The sequence below is a fragment of the Erythrobacter aurantius genome, assembly GCF_023823125.1.
Classification (GTDB): domain Bacteria; phylum Pseudomonadota; class Alphaproteobacteria; order Sphingomonadales; family Sphingomonadaceae; genus Erythrobacter; species Erythrobacter aurantius.
This window is the reverse complement of the sequence record NZ_CP090949.1, coordinates 82,753-99,104: the sequence shown is the minus strand read 5'-3', so window position 1 is coordinate 99,104 and position 16,352 is coordinate 82,753. Positions and strand designations below refer to the sequence as shown.

Annotated in this window: 16 protein-coding genes; 10 read left to right on the top strand and 6 right to left on the bottom strand. The window is 59.6% G+C overall.

Annotation, left to right across the window (positions count from 1 at the left end; translation table 11 throughout):
- Nucleotides 1-37: 37 nt before the first annotated feature.
- Nucleotides 38-958, bottom strand: a complete 921-nt coding sequence (locus L1K66_RS00510) for a hydroxymethylglutaryl-CoA lyase (RefSeq protein ID WP_252259027.1) — start codon at nt 956-958, stop codon at nt 38-40.
- A 186-nt stretch (nt 959-1,144) separates the two neighbouring features.
- Here L1K66_RS00510 and L1K66_RS00505 point away from each other — a divergent pair, with 186 nt between their 5' ends.
- On the top strand, nt 1,145-2,326 hold the full coding sequence (locus L1K66_RS00505) for a CaiB/BaiF CoA transferase family protein (protein ID WP_252259025.1): 1,182 nt from the start codon (nt 1,145-1,147) through the stop codon (nt 2,324-2,326).
- A 4-nt stretch (nt 2,327-2,330) separates the two neighbouring features.
- Here the strand turns inward: L1K66_RS00505 and L1K66_RS00500 are convergent, their stop codons facing one another.
- Complete coding sequence (locus tag L1K66_RS00500; protein ID WP_252259024.1) at nt 2,331-3,008, bottom strand: GntR family transcriptional regulator; 678 nt, start codon at nt 3,006-3,008, stop codon at nt 2,331-2,333.
- A 225-nt stretch (nt 3,009-3,233) separates the two neighbouring features.
- Here L1K66_RS00500 and L1K66_RS00495 point away from each other — a divergent pair, with 225 nt between their 5' ends.
- The 8 genes from L1K66_RS00495 to L1K66_RS00460 all read left to right on the top strand — a co-directional run bounded on the left by L1K66_RS00495 (nt 3,234) and on the right by L1K66_RS00460 (nt 11,153).
- The gene (locus L1K66_RS00495) at nt 3,234-3,977 is read left to right on the top strand and encodes an aspartate/glutamate racemase family protein (RefSeq protein ID WP_252259022.1); all 744 of its coding nucleotides are present in this window, start codon (nt 3,234-3,236) and stop codon (nt 3,975-3,977) included.
- A complete protein-coding gene (locus L1K66_RS00490) occupies nt 3,977-4,408 on the top strand; it encodes a nuclear transport factor 2 family protein (protein WP_034955552.1) in 432 nt (143 codons plus the stop codon). Before L1K66_RS00495 ends, L1K66_RS00490 begins: the two co-directional genes overlap by 1 nt.
- Nucleotides 4,408-4,818 (top strand): nuclear transport factor 2 family protein, encoded by a 411-nt coding sequence (locus L1K66_RS00485; protein ID WP_034955551.1) that lies wholly within the window; start codon nt 4,408-4,410, stop codon nt 4,816-4,818. The genes L1K66_RS00490 and L1K66_RS00485 overlap by 1 nt, the downstream gene beginning before the upstream one ends.
- A gap of 80 nt (nt 4,819-4,898) precedes the next feature.
- A complete protein-coding gene (locus L1K66_RS00480) occupies nt 4,899-7,433 on the top strand; it encodes a TonB-dependent receptor (RefSeq protein WP_252259020.1) in 2,535 nt (844 codons plus the stop codon).
- 27 nt (nt 7,434-7,460) lie between these two features.
- Nucleotides 7,461-8,093, top strand: coding sequence for an isochorismatase family protein (locus L1K66_RS00475; protein WP_252259018.1), 633 nt, complete (start codon nt 7,461-7,463; stop codon nt 8,091-8,093).
- A gap of 91 nt (nt 8,094-8,184) precedes the next feature.
- Nucleotides 8,185-9,333, top strand: a complete 1,149-nt coding sequence (locus tag L1K66_RS00470) for an acyl-CoA dehydrogenase family protein (protein WP_252259016.1) — start codon at nt 8,185-8,187, stop codon at nt 9,331-9,333.
- The gene (locus L1K66_RS00465) at nt 9,333-10,346 is read left to right on the top strand and encodes an acyl-CoA dehydrogenase family protein (protein WP_252259014.1); all 1,014 of its coding nucleotides are present in this window, start codon (nt 9,333-9,335) and stop codon (nt 10,344-10,346) included. The genes L1K66_RS00470 and L1K66_RS00465 overlap by 1 nt, the downstream gene beginning before the upstream one ends.
- 9 nt (nt 10,347-10,355) lie before the next feature.
- Nucleotides 10,356-11,153 carry an enoyl-CoA hydratase-related protein gene (locus tag L1K66_RS00460; protein ID WP_252259012.1) on the top strand — a complete coding sequence of 266 codons (798 nt, stop codon included), beginning with the start codon at nt 10,356-10,358 and terminating at the stop codon, nt 11,151-11,153.
- 3 nt (nt 11,154-11,156) lie between these two features.
- Here the strand turns inward: L1K66_RS00460 and L1K66_RS00455 are convergent, their stop codons facing one another.
- The 4 genes from L1K66_RS00455 to L1K66_RS00440 form a co-directional block, all read right to left on the bottom strand.
- A complete protein-coding gene (locus L1K66_RS00455) occupies nt 11,157-11,876 on the bottom strand; it encodes a hypothetical protein (RefSeq protein ID WP_252259010.1) in 720 nt (239 codons plus the stop codon).
- Nucleotides 11,873-13,303 (bottom strand): O-antigen ligase family protein, encoded by a 1,431-nt coding sequence (locus L1K66_RS00450; protein WP_252259009.1) that lies wholly within the window; start codon nt 13,301-13,303, stop codon nt 11,873-11,875. Before L1K66_RS00450 ends, L1K66_RS00455 begins: the two co-directional genes overlap by 4 nt.
- A 129-nt stretch (nt 13,304-13,432) precedes the next feature.
- Nucleotides 13,433-13,708 (bottom strand): hypothetical protein, encoded by a 276-nt coding sequence (locus tag L1K66_RS00445; protein WP_252259007.1) that lies wholly within the window; start codon nt 13,706-13,708, stop codon nt 13,433-13,435.
- A gap of 140 nt (nt 13,709-13,848) precedes the next feature.
- On the bottom strand, nt 13,849-14,406 hold the full coding sequence (locus L1K66_RS00440) for a lasso peptide biosynthesis B2 protein (protein ID WP_252259005.1): 558 nt from the start codon (nt 14,404-14,406) through the stop codon (nt 13,849-13,851).
- 31 nt (nt 14,407-14,437) lie between these two features.
- Here L1K66_RS00440 and L1K66_RS00435 point away from each other — a divergent pair, with 31 nt between their 5' ends.
- On the top strand, nt 14,438-16,348 hold the full coding sequence (locus L1K66_RS00435) for an asparagine synthetase B family protein (protein ID WP_252259003.1): 1,911 nt from the start codon (nt 14,438-14,440) through the stop codon (nt 16,346-16,348).
- Nucleotides 16,349-16,352 lie beyond the last annotated feature (4 nt).

Here is a 16,352-nt window from a genome sequence, read left to right as displayed (position 1 = left end):
TCCCGGATCGCCCCTATGTCGGGCCGGTTTGGAATGGTCAGGCCGCGCGTGCGACCCGTGAAGGCAGTTCGCGGCCCAGGACCTGTGCAAAGCCGCGGTTGGTCTGGATTACGGCATCAAGATCGATGCCGGTGTCGATCCCTGAACGCTCCATCATGTAGATAAGGTCCTCGGTAGCGATATTTCCCGTCGCCTTGGGGGCGAAGGGGCATCCGCCCAGTCCACCTAGCGAGGCATCGAACGCGCGAACGCCTGACTTGTAGGCGGCCCATGCATTGGCGATGCCTGTGCCGCGCGTGTCATGGAAATGGCAGCGCATGGGGATGCGACCGCCCAGAAGATCGCCCAGCTTGCCGAACAGGTCTTCGACCTGTGCGGGCACGCCCACACCGATCGTGTCGGCCAGAGCGATTTCGACTGGGTCTTCGGTGGCCATTTCCTCGGCAATGGCCAGCACCGTTTCGGGCTTGACCTCGCCTTCGAACGGACAGCCGAACGCTGCCGAAATGGTGACTTGTGCGGAAAGCCCCTCAGCCTTGGCAAAGCGGATCATGGCGCGATTTTCGGCGATCCCTTCGGCGATTGTCTGGCCCTGGTTCTTCTGCCCGAAGGTATCGGAGGCAACCAGCACGCAGCCCGCCTGGTCTATTCCGCGCTTGCCGCCATCCTTGGTGGCCAGGCCGCGCATGACCCCCCGCTTGTTCAGGGTCAATCCGATGTAGGTGACGTCATTGCGATCGGGCAGGCCGGCGATGACGTCTTCGGCATCGGCCATTTGCGGGACGCGGGCAGGATGAACGAAACTCGCCACCTCCAGCCGCCGCGCGCCATAGCTGATCATGCGATTGATAAGCGCCAGCTTGTCAGCGGTCGATACGATATCCGGCTCGTTCTGAAGCCCGTCGCGGGGGCCGACTTCGACGAGTTCGATACTCGGCTGCGAGCCTGTTTGGGACATGAGGATTCGCTCTTGCGTGCTGACAGGGATGCGAGACAGATACGCAAATTGTATACAAATGCAAATGCCATGATATAGGCGCAGCAACCCCTGACCGCCTTCTGTAAGCGCCTGAGTACCTTTTAGGCTGCTTTCAGCACCTCCTCTGTGTCGTTCAGGGTGAATGCGAATCGGAAAGGTTTTTTCATGGCTCAGGGTGCACTTGCCGGACTACGGTTGATCGAGATGGGGCAGCTCATCGCGGGGCCGTTCTGCGGGCAATTGATGGCCGATCATGGCGCCGAGGTGATCAAGATCGAGCCTCCCAAGGTAGGCGATGCCATGCGCAATTGGGGGCAGGGTATCCCGCTGTGGTTCTCCGTCGTTGCGCGCAACAAGAAGTCGATCACGCTGAACCTGCGGGAGAAGGAAGGGCAGGATATCGTCCGCAAGCTGGCGGCAAAGTCAGACTTCCTGCTCGAAAATTTCCGGCCCGGAACGCTGGAGCGGTGGAACCTGGGATGGGATGAACTCCACGCCATCAACGAAGCGCTGATCATGATTCGCGTATCAGGCTATGGCCAGTCCGGCCCCTATTCGGCCCGCGCCGGATATGGCGGCATCGGCGAGGCGATGGGCGGAATGCGTTACATTGCAGGTGAGCCGGATCGCCCGCCCAGTCGTGCCGGTCTGTCGATCGGGGATTCGCTTGCAGCGACCTACGCCTGCCTTGGCGCGCTGATGGCGCTCAACCACCGGCACCAGACCGGCAAGGGCCAGGTGGTGGATTCGGCGATTTACGAAGCCGTGCTTGCGATGATGGAATCGACCGTGTCCGAATACACGGTGACGGGCCATATTCGTGAGCGGACCGGATCGATCCTGCCCAAGATCGCGCCTTCCAACGTCTATCCGACGAGCGATGGCAGCGTGCTTGTGGCGGGCAATCAGGACAGTGTGTGGAAGCGCATGGCGACGATGATGGGGATGCCCGAACTGGGCGATGATCCGCGTTTCAACAGCCACGTCGCGCGCGGCGCCCGTCAGGCCGAACTCGATGACCTGATCGGCGAATGGACGAAGCAATATACGAGCCAGCAAGTGCTTGATATGTGTGAGGAACATGGTGTTCCGGCGGGCAATATCTATCGCGCTCCGGAAATGCTCGCAGACCCGCATTTTGCGGCCCGCGAATCCATCATCGAGCGCCCGCACCCGCGGCACGAAAACTTCAAGATGCAGAATGTCGCCCCCCGCCTTTCGGAAACTCCCGGCCATGTCGAATGGGTCGGCCCCGAGCTGGGTCAGCACAATGAGGAAATCTACGGCGAGCTGCTTGGTATGGACAGCCGGGCGATGAGCGACCTTCAGGATCGCGGGATCATCTAGGCGGTTATTCCGCGGCCTCGCGATCGTCATTGGCTGCAGGCGAGCTTTCGGCTGCGTCAGCGAATGTGTGGAATGCGCGGCGCAGGTGGCTACCCATGACACCTTTCGCCCAGATCGGATCATGCGCACGAAAGGCTGCAATCAATTCGTCGTGATCGCGTGCAGATTGCTTCAGGTCATCGACGGAGTAATTCCGTGCCGTTCGCAAAACGATGGGCTGTTCAACCAACTGTGAAAGCACGTGAGCCAAGCGAGGGGAGCGTGCGGCGTTGGTGATGATTTCGTGGAATTCCCGATTGAGATCCAGGAATCGAACCACGTCTGGCGGTTCGCATTCGACTGCCTCGTGCAGCTTGCGATTGAGAGCTTCTAGCGCGTCGATCTCTGCGTCGCTTAATCGATTTGCCGCTCGCTGGGCAGCGTGGCCTTCGATCATCTGCCTCAGCGTGAACATTTCGTCGATATCGTCGCGCGACCAATCGGCAACGAAGATCCGTTTCGAAGGGCTGCGCACGAGCAGCATTTCGGTTTCGAGGCGCCGCATTGCTTCACGCACGGGGGTGCGGCTGACACCGGCGATTTCCGCCAGCTGTTCTTCGGTGACCTGAGATCCGGGCGCGGCATTTCCGCTCAGCAGAAAAGCGCGAATCTTGCTGTAGGCGGTGTCCGAGGCGCGGCTCATGAAACCGCTCCGGCAAGCAGGGCTGAAGGGGTTTGAAAGGAGGCTGAAGGCGTCACAGAGCTTCGAGCCTGACCTTCAACGTCCGCGAGACGCTCCAAGATGTGACCAAATTCCAACATTGGAGATCCCTTCCAACAGCATTTCCACGCCAATACCAATTTTCCTTGACGATCACAAATTGTATACAATAGGTCGCATGCGAGGGAGACTTTTGGAATGCCCCCAATGCACCGCATCAAGGTAATTGTCCCGATCCCTATGGATGAAGCGGGAGTTGCCAATCGTGCCGAGCAATTGCCGGAGGGTTTCGTTCGCTCCGGTTTCCAGCCTGAATTCGAAGCAGTGAAATGGGGGGCTGCGTTAGGCGACTCCTACCATGATACGCTGCTGATGGACTGGACGGTGTTCCAAGCTGGAGTGACTGCCGAGGCGGAAGGCTTTGCCGGAGTTCTGATTGACACGGTGAGCGACAGCGGGTTGCGGCCCTTGCGTTCGGCCTTGAACATACCCGTGGTCGGCCCTGGCGAGGCCAGCTTCGCCATGGCGATGATGCTGGGAAAGAAGTTCTCCGTTCTCACCATGTGGCCCGAATGGTTCCCGCTCTATCAGAAGACATTGACCGAATATGGCTGGTGGGACCGATGTGCTTCTCTTCGCTCGATTGATACGAGGCCTGATGTAACCGAATTGCTGGAAGGCAAGGAGGAAGTGGTTTTCGCCAAGCTGAAGGCGGAGGCCACCAAAGCAATCGAAAAGGATGGCGCTGACGTGATCGTGCTCGGCTCCACCACGATGCACCAGTCGGCCGCCTATCTCGATAGCGAGTTGCCGATCCCTGTGCTGAATCCCGGGCAGGTTGCCTACAAGCTTCTGGAAACCCAGATCGAACTGGGCCTGACCCATTCGAAGAAGGCTTTCCCCGCACCCGAAGTCCCCAAGACCGAAGATATCCGAAAGGGGTGGTACTGATGAGCGAATGGAGTGAAGGCGGCCCCGGCCAGGCGCCACAACCCTATCCCTATTACGTCGATATCGTGACCAAGCGCTATTTCGACGGGGTGGACAACAAGCAAATGGACAAGGTGCTTGATTGTTTCACACCTGATGCCAGCCTGCACGAAGTGACCAGCGACACTCTGCATCAGGGGCGTGACGCGATCCGTGCCATGTTCGTCAAGCTGTTCGCCGACTTTGAAAGCATCTGGCACGGCAATTTCGTTCACACCGCCGATCCCCAGAGCAATGCGATCTGCAGCCAGTTCACCGTGCTTATCACCCCTAATGGGGGCGAGGAATTGCGGTACGAGAACTGCAACCGCTTTTATCTGAAGGGCGACAGGTTTCACCGCGTGTATGTCTATATGTCTGGTGACAATCTGCTGAAGGAAGGAGACGCCTGATGCAGTACGAACCTTCCCTTTCGCGGGCTGAGCTCATCGACTTTGCGACGATGAAGTACTTCGCAAATGTCGATGCGAAAAACATGGAGGCGACGCTGGATTGTTTCCATGACGAGGCGCTGTTCTGTGTCCAGACAGCCTTCACAAGGCACAGCGGCAAGGCCGAAATCCGGCGCATGTTCGAAGATTTCTTCGGTGCATACGAAACCATAATCCATCGCGATTTCACCTGCACCGTTGACGAGGCGCACGGGCGGATTGCGGCCAGTTTCGTGGCCGAACTGCACGATGCGGACGGCGCGGTCACGCTCCTCAACAATACCAATTTCTGGCGCATGCGACCCGGCGTTGACGGGCCGAAATTCCAGGAAGTCTACGTCTATATGAGCGGCGCCAACGTGCTCACCTAAGGGCGCGTTCAGCCAATACCGAATTCCGACGGGAGGGGTCGGGTTTCAAACACAGGTTCGATTCAGGGAAGGACCAGGCAATGAAAATATCCAAGACCACCCTCGTTTGCGGCGCTGCAGTTGCCGCGCTTGCAGCCACCGCTCCTGCGCATGCGCAGGACAACGAGGCCGGCGAAACCGCGCAGGAAGGCGATAACGCCATCATCGTTACGGCCCGCCGGCAGTCTGAAACATTGGCAGAAGTTCCTGCCGCCGTGACCGTGTTCACCACCGAAACGCTGCAGCGGGCCGGGATCGAGCGTGCTGACGAATTCGTGCAGCTGACACCGGGCGTCACCATCGTCACGGGCACCGCCGAAGCGGGCGACACCCAGATCAACATTCGCGGCATCAACGGCGCGCGCGACGCGGAAAGCTCGGTCGCGCTGGTGGTCGACGGTATTCTCAAGACCAACACCGCGCAGCTGAACCAGGATCAGGGCACACTGCGCCAGATTGAAATCCTGAAAGGTCCGCAGGGGGCGCTTTATGGCCGCAACGCTGCCGCGGGCGCGATCGTCGTGCAGACGCTCAAGCCAGGTGACTTTCTCGAAGGTGGCGTTGTCGCGCGGGTCGCCGAAGACAACACCTACAGCGCCAACGGCTATATCTCGACGCCAATCGGCGATGGGGCGGGGCTGGTCCTGTCCGGCAGCTACTTCACCAGCGACGGGTTCTTCTTCAACCGCTTCCTTAACGACAAGGTCGTCGATGATCAGGAAATCTGGTCGATCGACGGGCGCTTCGTTGCAGATCTGGGCCCGAACACCGAGCTGGATCTGAAAGCGCGCTATGCCGACCTTTCTGGCGCGTCGATCAACTTCAACGCAGCCTTCCACCTGCCGAATTTTGCAGGGGTCGATCCGGCGTTCTTCGAGGATGTGAACCAGCATCCGTTCGACTACTACTCGAACATCCGCCCGACAAACGATCAAACCACTTTCGAGGCTTCGGCCAAGGTTGAGCATGACTTTGGCGACGTTACTCTGACAGCGTGGGCGCTTTACAGTGATGTCGATCAGGCGTTGACTGCTGACGGCACGTCGGCGGACTTTGCAAGGTTCACTTTCCCCGGAGCCACTCCGGCTTCGGTCGCGGCGTCAAATTCGTGCTTTGGCACGACCGCACAACTCACTGGCTTCCCGATCAACGCGCCCACCTTTATCGGCCAGACGCCGATCCCGTTCATCTTCGATCCGGCAACCGGATCGACGTTCGGGCCTTACAGCCCGACAACGTGCGATGGGACCCAATACCAAAGCCGGGAGCAGACCGATATCAGCGCGGAAATCCGGCTTGCGTCGAATGGCAGCGGGCCGGTCGAGTGGCAGATCGGAGCCTATTATCTGCACATCGATCGCGAAACCGGCGTGAGCCTTGGTGCGGATCTGGGGCAGGGTGTAATCTCGCAGCTCTACAATGCGCCGGATTCCGCGAACCCCACGACGCAGCTGTTCAACGACGATTTTTCGACTGATGTTTATGCGGCGTTCGCCTCGGTCGATTTCGAAGTGACCGACCGTTTCGAAATCGGAGTTGCGGGCCGTTATGACGTTGAAGAGCGCTCGGCGCGCAATCTCGTCCCGACCGTTTTCGATCCCTTCACCGGCGGCCCGATAAATCCGGGCCAGCAGGTCGTGGGCGGTGTGGTCCAGCCGATTGCCGACCAGTCCGAAACCTTCAAGCAATTCCAGCCGAAGATTTCGCTGCGTTATGAATTGGCAGACGATGTGAACTTCTACGCCAACTGGGGCATCGGCTTCAAATCGGGCGGGTTCAACAACCAAGGCTCAGCCGCGATCGTCGATCAGAACTTCAACCAGTTCATTGGCACCAACGTCCTGATCGAGGATATCTATCGCAAGGAACGCTCGAGCGCTTTCGAGGCCGGGATCAAGGGTTCGACCGCCGGTGGCCGCCTGACCTTCGATCTGGCGGGTTATTACACCGAAATCGACGACATGCAGTTCTTCGAATTCTTTGTCGGCGCGTTCGGCCTGCTGCGCGTGGTTTCGAACATCGACGAAGTCGAAGTCTACGGTGCGGAAGCCAACCTGACGTTCGAGATCATTCCGGGCTGGGACATCTACGGTTCGGCCAACGTGACCGAAAGCGAGATCAAGGCGAACGCCTCGCGCCCGAACACGGTCGGCAACGAATCGCCATACACCTCGGACTACACCATCAACATGGGCACTCAGATCGAGGCACCGCTGGCGGATTCGTTCGATCTGGTTGTGCGTGCCGACTACCGGATTACCGGCCCCACGTGGTTCCATACTGTCCAGGACAACACGTCGCCGACCTTGTTCAGCGGTCTGTTGCCGGGTTCGGCGCTGGGGCTGCCGGCTTTTGTGGGTGATGCCGACTATTCGATCACCGAGCGTGAAGCCTTCGGCGTGCTTGATCTCAGGGTCGGGCTTGAAGGCGAAACGTGGAACATCACCGCATTCGCTGACAACCTGCTCAATCGCGAGTATCTGAACGAGGTCATTCCCGCTATCGAGTTTGGCGGATCGTTCATCTCGCCCGGCGCGCGTCGCCGGTTGGGCGTGGAATTCGGCTACAAGTTCTGAGGCAGACTGCAAAAGGGAGCTCTTCGGGTGAGCAATAATGAAGACGTACAGAGCAACTATGCTGGCGTCTTCGATGGACGGATCGGGTTCGGCCAGCGGCCGGCCCTGATCCTGATAGATTTTGTCGAGGCGTATTTCGCGCCCGACAGTCCCTTGTATGCCGATGTACGCCCGGCTCTCGACGCGGCGCTTGCCCTAAGGTCGGTGGCGCGTGAGGCCGGGGTGCCGGTGATCTACACCAATGTCGTCTATCACTCTTCCATGAAGGACGGCGGACGGTTCGCGCAAAAGATCGGAGCGCTTTCGAGCTTTGTACGCGGCAATCCTTTGGGTGACTGGCCCGAAGGGTTGGAGCCGGGAGAAGACGAGCTGGTAATCTCCAAGCAATACGCCAGCTGCTTCTTCGGAACTTCACTGGCCGCGACGCTGACAGCGGGCGGGCATGACAGCCTGATCATCACCGGGCTTTCCACCAGCGGGTGCGTGCGCGCCACTTGCGTCGATGCTTGCCAGCACGGCTTCATCCCGATCGTAGTGGAGGAAGCGGTGGGCGATCGGCATGACCATGTCCACCAGGCCAACCTGTTCGACATGAATTCCAAATATGGCGATGTCGTCAGCCTTGCGGAGGCGAAAGCGCATCTCGCATCGCTCGCATAGGCTTCGCACTCCCAAATATGTGGCTGGAAACCTGCGGTTTGCGTGGCAATACAGCATGAGCTAGCGAGCAATCAGGAAATTATCCGCGCCCATGTTCCAATTCCCTCGTCTCGAATTCGATCCTTCCGCAGATGCCCTGCGGGAAGAGGTTCGCGGCTTTCTTGCCGACGAGCTTCAAAGCGACGGTTTCACCCCGGCTGCGGATTGCTGGGTTTCTGCTGCCGATCCCGAATTCAGTCGCAAGATGGGCGCGCGTGGCTGGCTCGGCATGACCTGGCCCTCGGAATTTGGCGGGCATGATCGTCCCGTCGCGCACCGCTTTGTTGTGACCGAGGAGATGCTCGCGGCAGGTGCGCCCGTCGCTGCGCACTGGATCGCTGATCGCCAGACCGGCAGCCACATACTGCGCTATGGCACGCAGGAGCAAAAACAGACGATCCTGCCCCGCATTGCCGCGGGGGAATGCTTCACCGCAATCGGGATGAGCGAGCCGCAAGCGGGATCTGACCTCGCGGCGATCAAGACTTCTGCCCGTCGTACCGATAATGGCTGGGTCCTTTCGGGCCGCAAGATCTGGTCCACCGGGGCGCATTTCTCGCACTACATGATCGTCCTTGCGCGAACCTCCCCGGCCGAAGGGCGCAACCGGCAGGTTGGTCTGTCGCAATTCCTCGTCGACCTCTCGCTTCCCGGCATCGATATTTCCGGCATCCGCGATCTGGGTGGAACTCCGCATTTCAACGAGACTTTGTTCGACAATGTCGAACTTCCCGAAGACGCACTGTTGGGCACCGAAGGCAATGGCTGGGCGCAATGCATGGGCGAACTGGCGCTGGAGCGTTCCGGGCCGGAGCGTTTCCTGACATCGCTTGTGGTGCTGGAAAAGGCGCTGCCGTTGATTGCGGCCTATGCCGATGCACGGCGCGCGGTAGAGGTCGGATCGATCCTCGCCAATCTGCGTGTGCTGCGGCGCATGTCGCTGGGTGTGGCGGAAATGCTGGAGCGCGGTGAAAGCCCGGCAACCGCCGCCTGCGTGGTCAAGGAAATGGGCAATCGGCTGGAGAATGACATCGTCCAGCGGCTTCGCGGCATGCTCGCCGGTATACCCAGGCACGCATGGCCCGATGGTTTCGACGGTTTGTTGCGAGAGGCAATACTCCACCTCCCGTCGAATACCCTGCGCGGTGGCACCACCGAAATCCTGCGTGGCATCATTGCCCGTGAAATGGGGATGCGGTGATGGACCGGGATGACTTCGCGATGATCGCAGAGGGGCTGGATCGAATTCTGACCGATGCCCCGCTCGACGCAATCGACAAGGCCGGAGGGCTTGGGACTGAAGCCGATGCCCTTTGGCAGACGCTGGAGGAGAGCGGATACACCTTGCTTTGCGCAAGTGAGGGGCATGGCGGTTCCGGCGCCGCTCTGGCGGATATCCTGCCGCTGGCAGCACTCGCGGCGCGGCACGCGGCTGCGGCCCCCTTGGCCGATACCATTCTTGCAACCGGACTATTATCAGCAGCAGGTCAGCAGCCACCGGCATTGCGGATCGGATTGATCGACCCGCTTGCTCCCGATGCTCCGATTGCTCATGCCAGCCAGAGCAACGCCGTGCTTTCACTTGAAGACGGCAGGCTCCGCTTAATGCGGATCGAAAGCGGCGACATTCGGTCGGTGCATCAGACGGAGGATGGCGCGGGGAAACTTTTGCGCCAGCCAGCCGATGTTCTTGTCGATTGTGCCGCGCCCGAATGGCTCATACCGGACGCTTTTCGCGCGCTTGCTGCCTTGATCAGGGCTAGCCAGATGGCAGGTGCGATGGAGGCGGTGCTCGGCCTCAGCCTGGACTACACCCGCGATCGTGAACAGTTCGGACGGCCCTTGGCCAAGTTTCAGGCGATTCAGCACCATCTTTCCGATATCGCCTGCGAAACGGCTGCGGCGATGGCTGCTGTCGAGATGGCGGGCGATGCGCTTTGCGCGGACGCCAAGGTCGGTCCGCGCGTGATCGACGAGATCGCTATTGCCAAGACCCGATGCGGTGAAGCAGCCTCGCGTGTCGCTGCTGCCGCGCATCAGGCGCATGGTGCGATGGGCTTCACACGCGAATACGCGCTGGGTCGCTACACCCGGCGGCTATGGCAATGGCAGGACGAATTTGGCAGCGAAACGGAGTGGGCCGAATTGCTCGGCAAAGCCGTGCTTGCCGATAACGAACCCCGCCTATGGCCGCGCATCAGCCAACCCATTTAGGAGACACCCATGTCCGATCCCGTTCTCTACGCCAGCGAAGGCAGCGTCGCCACGATCACGCTGAACCGTGACGAGACGCGCAACGCGCTGTCGGATGAAGTGATCGCCGCGCTGCTTGATGCGCTGGCCCGGGCCGAGGGCGACAAGTCGATCAGTTGCGTTATCCTGACAGGGGCGGGCAAGGCATTTTCGTCAGGCGGCAACCTGCGCGATATCGGCGCTATGACTGCCGAGAAGGGTATGACTCCGCTTGAGATCGAGGAGTGGTACACCACCGGCATCCAGCGCATCCCGTTGATGATGGAGCAGCTTACCGTTCCCGTGATCGCCGCCGTAAACGGCCCGGCTATCGGCGCCGGCAACGATCTGGCGACCATGTGCGACATGCGGATCGCTTCGACCCGTGCGGTTTTTGCCGAGAGCTTCCTGAAAGTCGGGATCATCCCGGGCGATGGCGGCGCATGGTTCCTGCCGCGCATCGTCGGATACGCGCGGGCTGCGGAAATGCTCTACACCGCCGAAGCGATCGATGCGGACAAGGCGCTGGCCTGGGGGCTTGTCAGTCAGGTGGTGGAGCCTGACGACCTGATGGATGCGGCAAACCGTTTGGCGGCAAAGGTCGTCTCAAATCCGCCTTTCGCCCTTCGCAAGGGCAAGGAGATCATGCTTTCGGCCCAGCGAATGGGGCTGGAAGACAGCCTTGCCAAAGCGGCGATCACGCAGGGCGTGCTCCAGCAGATGGAGGACCATCAGGAAGCAGTCCACGCCATCCTTGAAAAGCGAAAGCCGCAATTCAAAGGGCGTTAATGCCTAGCACTGATCGTCAACGATCTCCGCAAAGCTGGCGCCGATAGCCTCGTCACGCGCGGACACAACGCGGCCTGCTTGTTCAAGTAAACCGCAGTCGTAGCGAGCGCCTTGCGCAATTGTTGAGCGGACAATTTCTGCGAAGGCATCGGGCGGCATGACCCGTGCCCCGCGATTCATGAACTGGTTGTGCCACCGTTCGCCTCCGCTGACGATGTCGACCAGAGTCGTACGGCCAGCCCCTTCGGGTTCGGCGAGAACTTCGCGACCGAGCTCTTCCAGCAACTCGTCACGTGTATCGCGGCGAAGGAACAGCGCGGCATATCGTCGCGCCGCTTCGGGCTTGTCGCCTGCTGACAGAGCCAGTCGCAGCATCGATTCCTGCGCCAAAGGATCGCGCCACCCGCGTTGCGCGGCATACTGGATCGTCAGCGTACCCTGATTGTAATCGCCTGCTGCAAACTGTGCCTGTGCCAACACTCGAAGATGCTCTGCGGGCATGGGTCGGCGTGAAACCAGCTTTTCCGCTTCCGAAAGCGCCAGAACTGGGTCCGGGCCCGCCAGCGCGTTGGCAGCGATCGGAAACTGCGCGGCTGAACGAAACAGCTCGGGCACACCTTGGGCAATCGCGCTTGTCCTGCGCGTTTGCCGGTCAAGCTGAAGCCCGGCGATTATCACGGCCACGATTGCGAGCGTGGCGATCCAGACGAGGCGGGCGATCATGGAAGGATCTCCTGCTTGCGGCTGGACGATGCATCCGGCGTGAATCGGCCAAGCAGGCAGAGGGCGAAGCCTGCCACCGCTAGCATCGACATGTTTCTGAGCGGATAGTCCGTGATCGATTGAAGCGCCACAACGGCTAGGATGGCTCCGCCGCTCCATGCGATCCAGCGATGGGGCTCGGTGCGCGCACGCCAGCACAGCCAGCCGATCAGGCAAAGCCAAAACGCGGCGAGAGCAAGGCCCGGCAATCCGGTTTCGATCGCCAGCTCCAGATAGTCGTTGTGCGCACGACCTGCCTTGCGCAGGGTCATGTTCTCGAGAGATTCGTCGATCTGGAACACATCATCAAAGGTCCCCGTGCCGGATCCGACCGGCCAATATCGGTCTGCTGCGTAAACCGCATCTTCCCAGATATAGCTGCGCGCGTCCTCGCCGCCCGATGTGAAGCGATCAGCGACATCGCCGATCCGACCCGGTGCAGCCGCTGCCAGCCCTGCGACCACCACAAGAACAAGTGCGATGGGAATCAATCCGAAGAGTGCAGCCTTTGCGCCAGTGCTCTTTGCGCCAGGCCGTCTATTCAGACGCTCCAGCAGCATTTGCAAAGCCAGCAATCCCAGTGGCAACGCCGCGAGAACAAGCGCTGTGCGTGAACGGGTCAGCAGGATCGCCACGATCAGGAAAAGCATGATGCCGATGCGCAATGGCAATGCGATTGAATGGAAGCGAGGCGGCACGGGCAAGAAGGATGCGAGTGAGAGAGCACTGACGAGGAACAGTCCGGTTGAATTGCGGTTTGCAAAGGTTCCGAAAAGCACGCCAGGCATTGGGTTTTCAGGGTAGAGGACACCCACTTCGCTGTTCGATAGCACCTGCGGAATGCCGAGCGCGAAATTGACGAGCGCCAAGCTTACGATCAACCAGCCAGCGAGGATGAGCGAATCACGCGATGCCCTCCAGCCTATGGTGACAACGGCCAAGGGAACGACAAGCGCGCTCAAAGCCAGCATGGTGCGAATCGGGTCGACGCTCAGTGCAGCCCAACCCGGTTCGCCAACCAGACCGAATGACTGTGCAACCAATTCCCGTCCGGGCATGTTGTGCCACACGGATGGCGGAAGCGGAATGACGTAGGCGAGCGGCAGGGCGATCGAGAGTGCGATCAATACCCGCAGCAGCAACGGCGCTGATTTCCAGAAGTTGAAGAAGGCTTCGCGATGGAACGCAAGCGCAGTGAGAGCGGCGAGTTGCACAATGAGATTGGCGAGCCCGTACTTTGATCCCCCTCCGCCGAACGCGACGGCAAACAGCAAGACTGCCAGAAGCGCATAAAACGCTGACTTGCTGGCAGCAGCAGACCCGACAGGATCGGCCTTATCTCTTTGAAATGAAAGGGTTGGCTTGATGGTGTCTGTAGTGTCAGCCATGGCAATCCCGACCAATAGACTGTTCGAAAGCAGGAAGTTCCTGCTGGACGTCAGGCAAAGAAAAAGCGCCCGGAAACATCCGCGCGCTTCTTCTTTCGCAACTCACCGATGGAACGGCAAGCGACTGAATTAGGTGCCCGGCGACTGACCGTTGTCGTCGTTGTCGGCAACCGCAACGATACCTACGATCGCAGCAGCAGCAGCAAACAGGGCGATGATGATGCCCGGCGTGCCACGCAGCGATTCACCTTCAGCTTCGCGTGCCATGCCCGGCTGGGCAGTGGTTTCAGCGGTGTAGACCGGCGCATTGTCGCCAGCACGGGTGTTAGCCTGAGCAGCAATCGGCGCGAAGGCCATGCTAGCTGCGGCCGCAGCAACCATTAGACGAGACGTCGTTTTGATCATCGAAATAGCCCTCTATTAAACTCTTACGGGACAATCCCTACTGCAGTGCAGCAAGTTTGACAACCTCGGGTTACAAAAAAAGGGTAAATGAAGGCTGATCAAGGGCGCGAGAACGGGTCGGTCGGTCGGCTTACTTGCGCCTAACCCGGGCAATCGGGCGTGACCTCGTTCTGCGAATCGCGGCTCGCTGACGAATCAGCGAGGATGACCGAATATTTTTCGATATCGCCGCCCGTGATGACCAGGCCATCGTGGATCAGCCAGGCATGAGCGCCAAATGGCCCGTCCTTCGGGTTTTCGACCCCGATCTGAATTTCACTGGCAGCACCCTTGGCCAATAGCCAGTTCTGAGCCGCGATCGCTTGGATGAGGCAGTCGCTCCGCCAAGGCAAACGATCCGAAATACGCGGCAGGACATACGATATGCGCGCCAGTTTGGCATGTGAAATGGCAATGTCCCGAACCGAATGCTTGATTGCATTGCGATTGCGCAGGGGAATGGCGCGAGCTTCCAGCCGTGAAAAGATCAGGCGAGCGCGAATCAGCTCGGCTAGCCCGCGCAAGCCGTATCCGGCCAGCCAAGGAATGTCCTTTAGGCTTGGCCGTTGTCCCGTGGCGGGAATGTGAGGTGATTGCGCCAAATTCATGTTGTGCCTATGACCAGCGCCCTCATGGCACAGGGTGATCAACCCTGCCAAGCATACCAGCGATCAGCCCGGGAATTTCATCGTGTCCGCCATCAGCGCCATTTTCTCGTTCGACGGTGTGAACGAGGGCGAGATCGACACCATGCTGGAATCGCTTAAGCAGATTCCTCATGACGCTGCGGGCAGTTGGCGATCCGGCCCTTTTGTGCTCGCGGCGAGTACGCTTCACACGACCGCGGAATCGCGCGAGCAGGACCAGCCGTGTGTCAGCGAGGATGGCAAGCTGGCGATCGTGTTCGACGGCTATTTGCTTAACCATCTGGAACTGCATGCCGACCTCTCCCTACTTGGACAAAAGGTACGCAATCTTTCTGACGCCGAAATTGCGTTGCATTGTTACGAAGCTTGGGGCGACAACTTTGCAGACAGGCTGCAGGGCGAATTCTCGCTTATCATTGCCGATGCAAGGCGCGGCAGGCTGCTGGCTGCCCGCGATCACCTCGGCTTTGCCCCGCTGTATTATCGGCTTGATGGCTCACGGCTGATCATCGCATCAGATTTCCGCACCATTAGCGCTCTGACCCGGGCTCCCATGGAGCCGAACCTGCGTTACCTTTCGCAGATCATTACCAATCGCTGGTATCTGAGGGACGAGACACCCTGGCGTGAGGTCAACCGGGTAAAGCGTGCCCATACGCTTGTGTTTGACGGCCAAAGGCTATCGCAACCGCGCTATTGGACCCCGCCCGCGGACATCACCATCCGGTACAAGAGCGACGCCGAATATGCAGAGCATTATCGCGAGGTGTTGTTCGATTGCGTCCGGCGCTCGTCCCGATCCGATCGTGAAGTGGGCATCGCCGTAAGCGGCGGGCTCGATTCTTCTTCAATCTTTTCGATTGCCGATGCGTTGGAGCGCTCAGGCAAATTCCTGGCGCCTGGGTTTCGTGGGTATTCGCTCGCGGCAGCAGAGGGCAGCAATGCGTTCGAATTGCCCTACGCTCGTGCCGCGGCAGCGCATGTGGGGCGCGAACTGGTGGAGCGTCCGCTGTTCGACCCGGAAATCGACTGGTACACTCAGGATGCCCAGTGGCACCGCGACATCCCCACACCCTCGAACGGTGCAATGATGCTGGATATGGAGCAGCAAGTCGTTGCCGACGGTGCTCGGGTGTTCATCAACGGCAGCGGCGGTGATAAATGGCTGCAGGGCCACGAAAATTGCTACGGCGAATATCTTGATGAATTCGACTTGGCCGGTTTTGGCCGAACTCTGAAAGAAGAAATCGGGGCATTCGGCCTGCGATCGGCGGGATTGCAATGCTTGCGGCAGACGGTCGCTTGGGCAGCACCGAAGGGAGTCCGGCGAGTGATTCGGCGACGGCTTCGTGAGCGCCGCCGGAAGCAGGACATTTCCTTCGGATGGCTCGCTCCGGAATTGCGGATCGCCTTGAAGGAGGCCGAGGAGCTGTACGAGGCAACGCTTCCGGAAGATCCGATCGAATGGGCGAAGCAGAACTTGGCGACATCTCCTCGTGGAGACCTTACTCACGCCGTCATGCGCCGCCAGCGGGCCAAGATCGGGCTCGAATCGAGGCATCCGATGCTAAGCCGGGCCTTCATGGAATTCTCGCTGCAGACCCCTGCGCACATCAAGCGTCGGGGTAACGTGACCAAGGTAATCCACCGAGCGGCGATGGAGCCTTTCCTGCCAGCAAAGGTCCTTAACCGCACAACCAAGGCTAACTTCACTAACGAGAAAATCGATTCGCAATTCGCCGATTACGTGCGCCGTCATGCTCCTGAGCGGCTGCAGGATTTATGCGATCTAAGGGGGCTGGAGCCGCTTCTGGCGATAGATTTCTCCTCGCCCGAAGGAGATTATTGGGCATGGGAAATTTGGGGTCTTTACGCAGCCGCAGCATTTTTGTATCAGTATAAATACGTAACCGAGATTAACCCTGCCACTGGGGTGCAACAGGACAGGAACTGAAGAT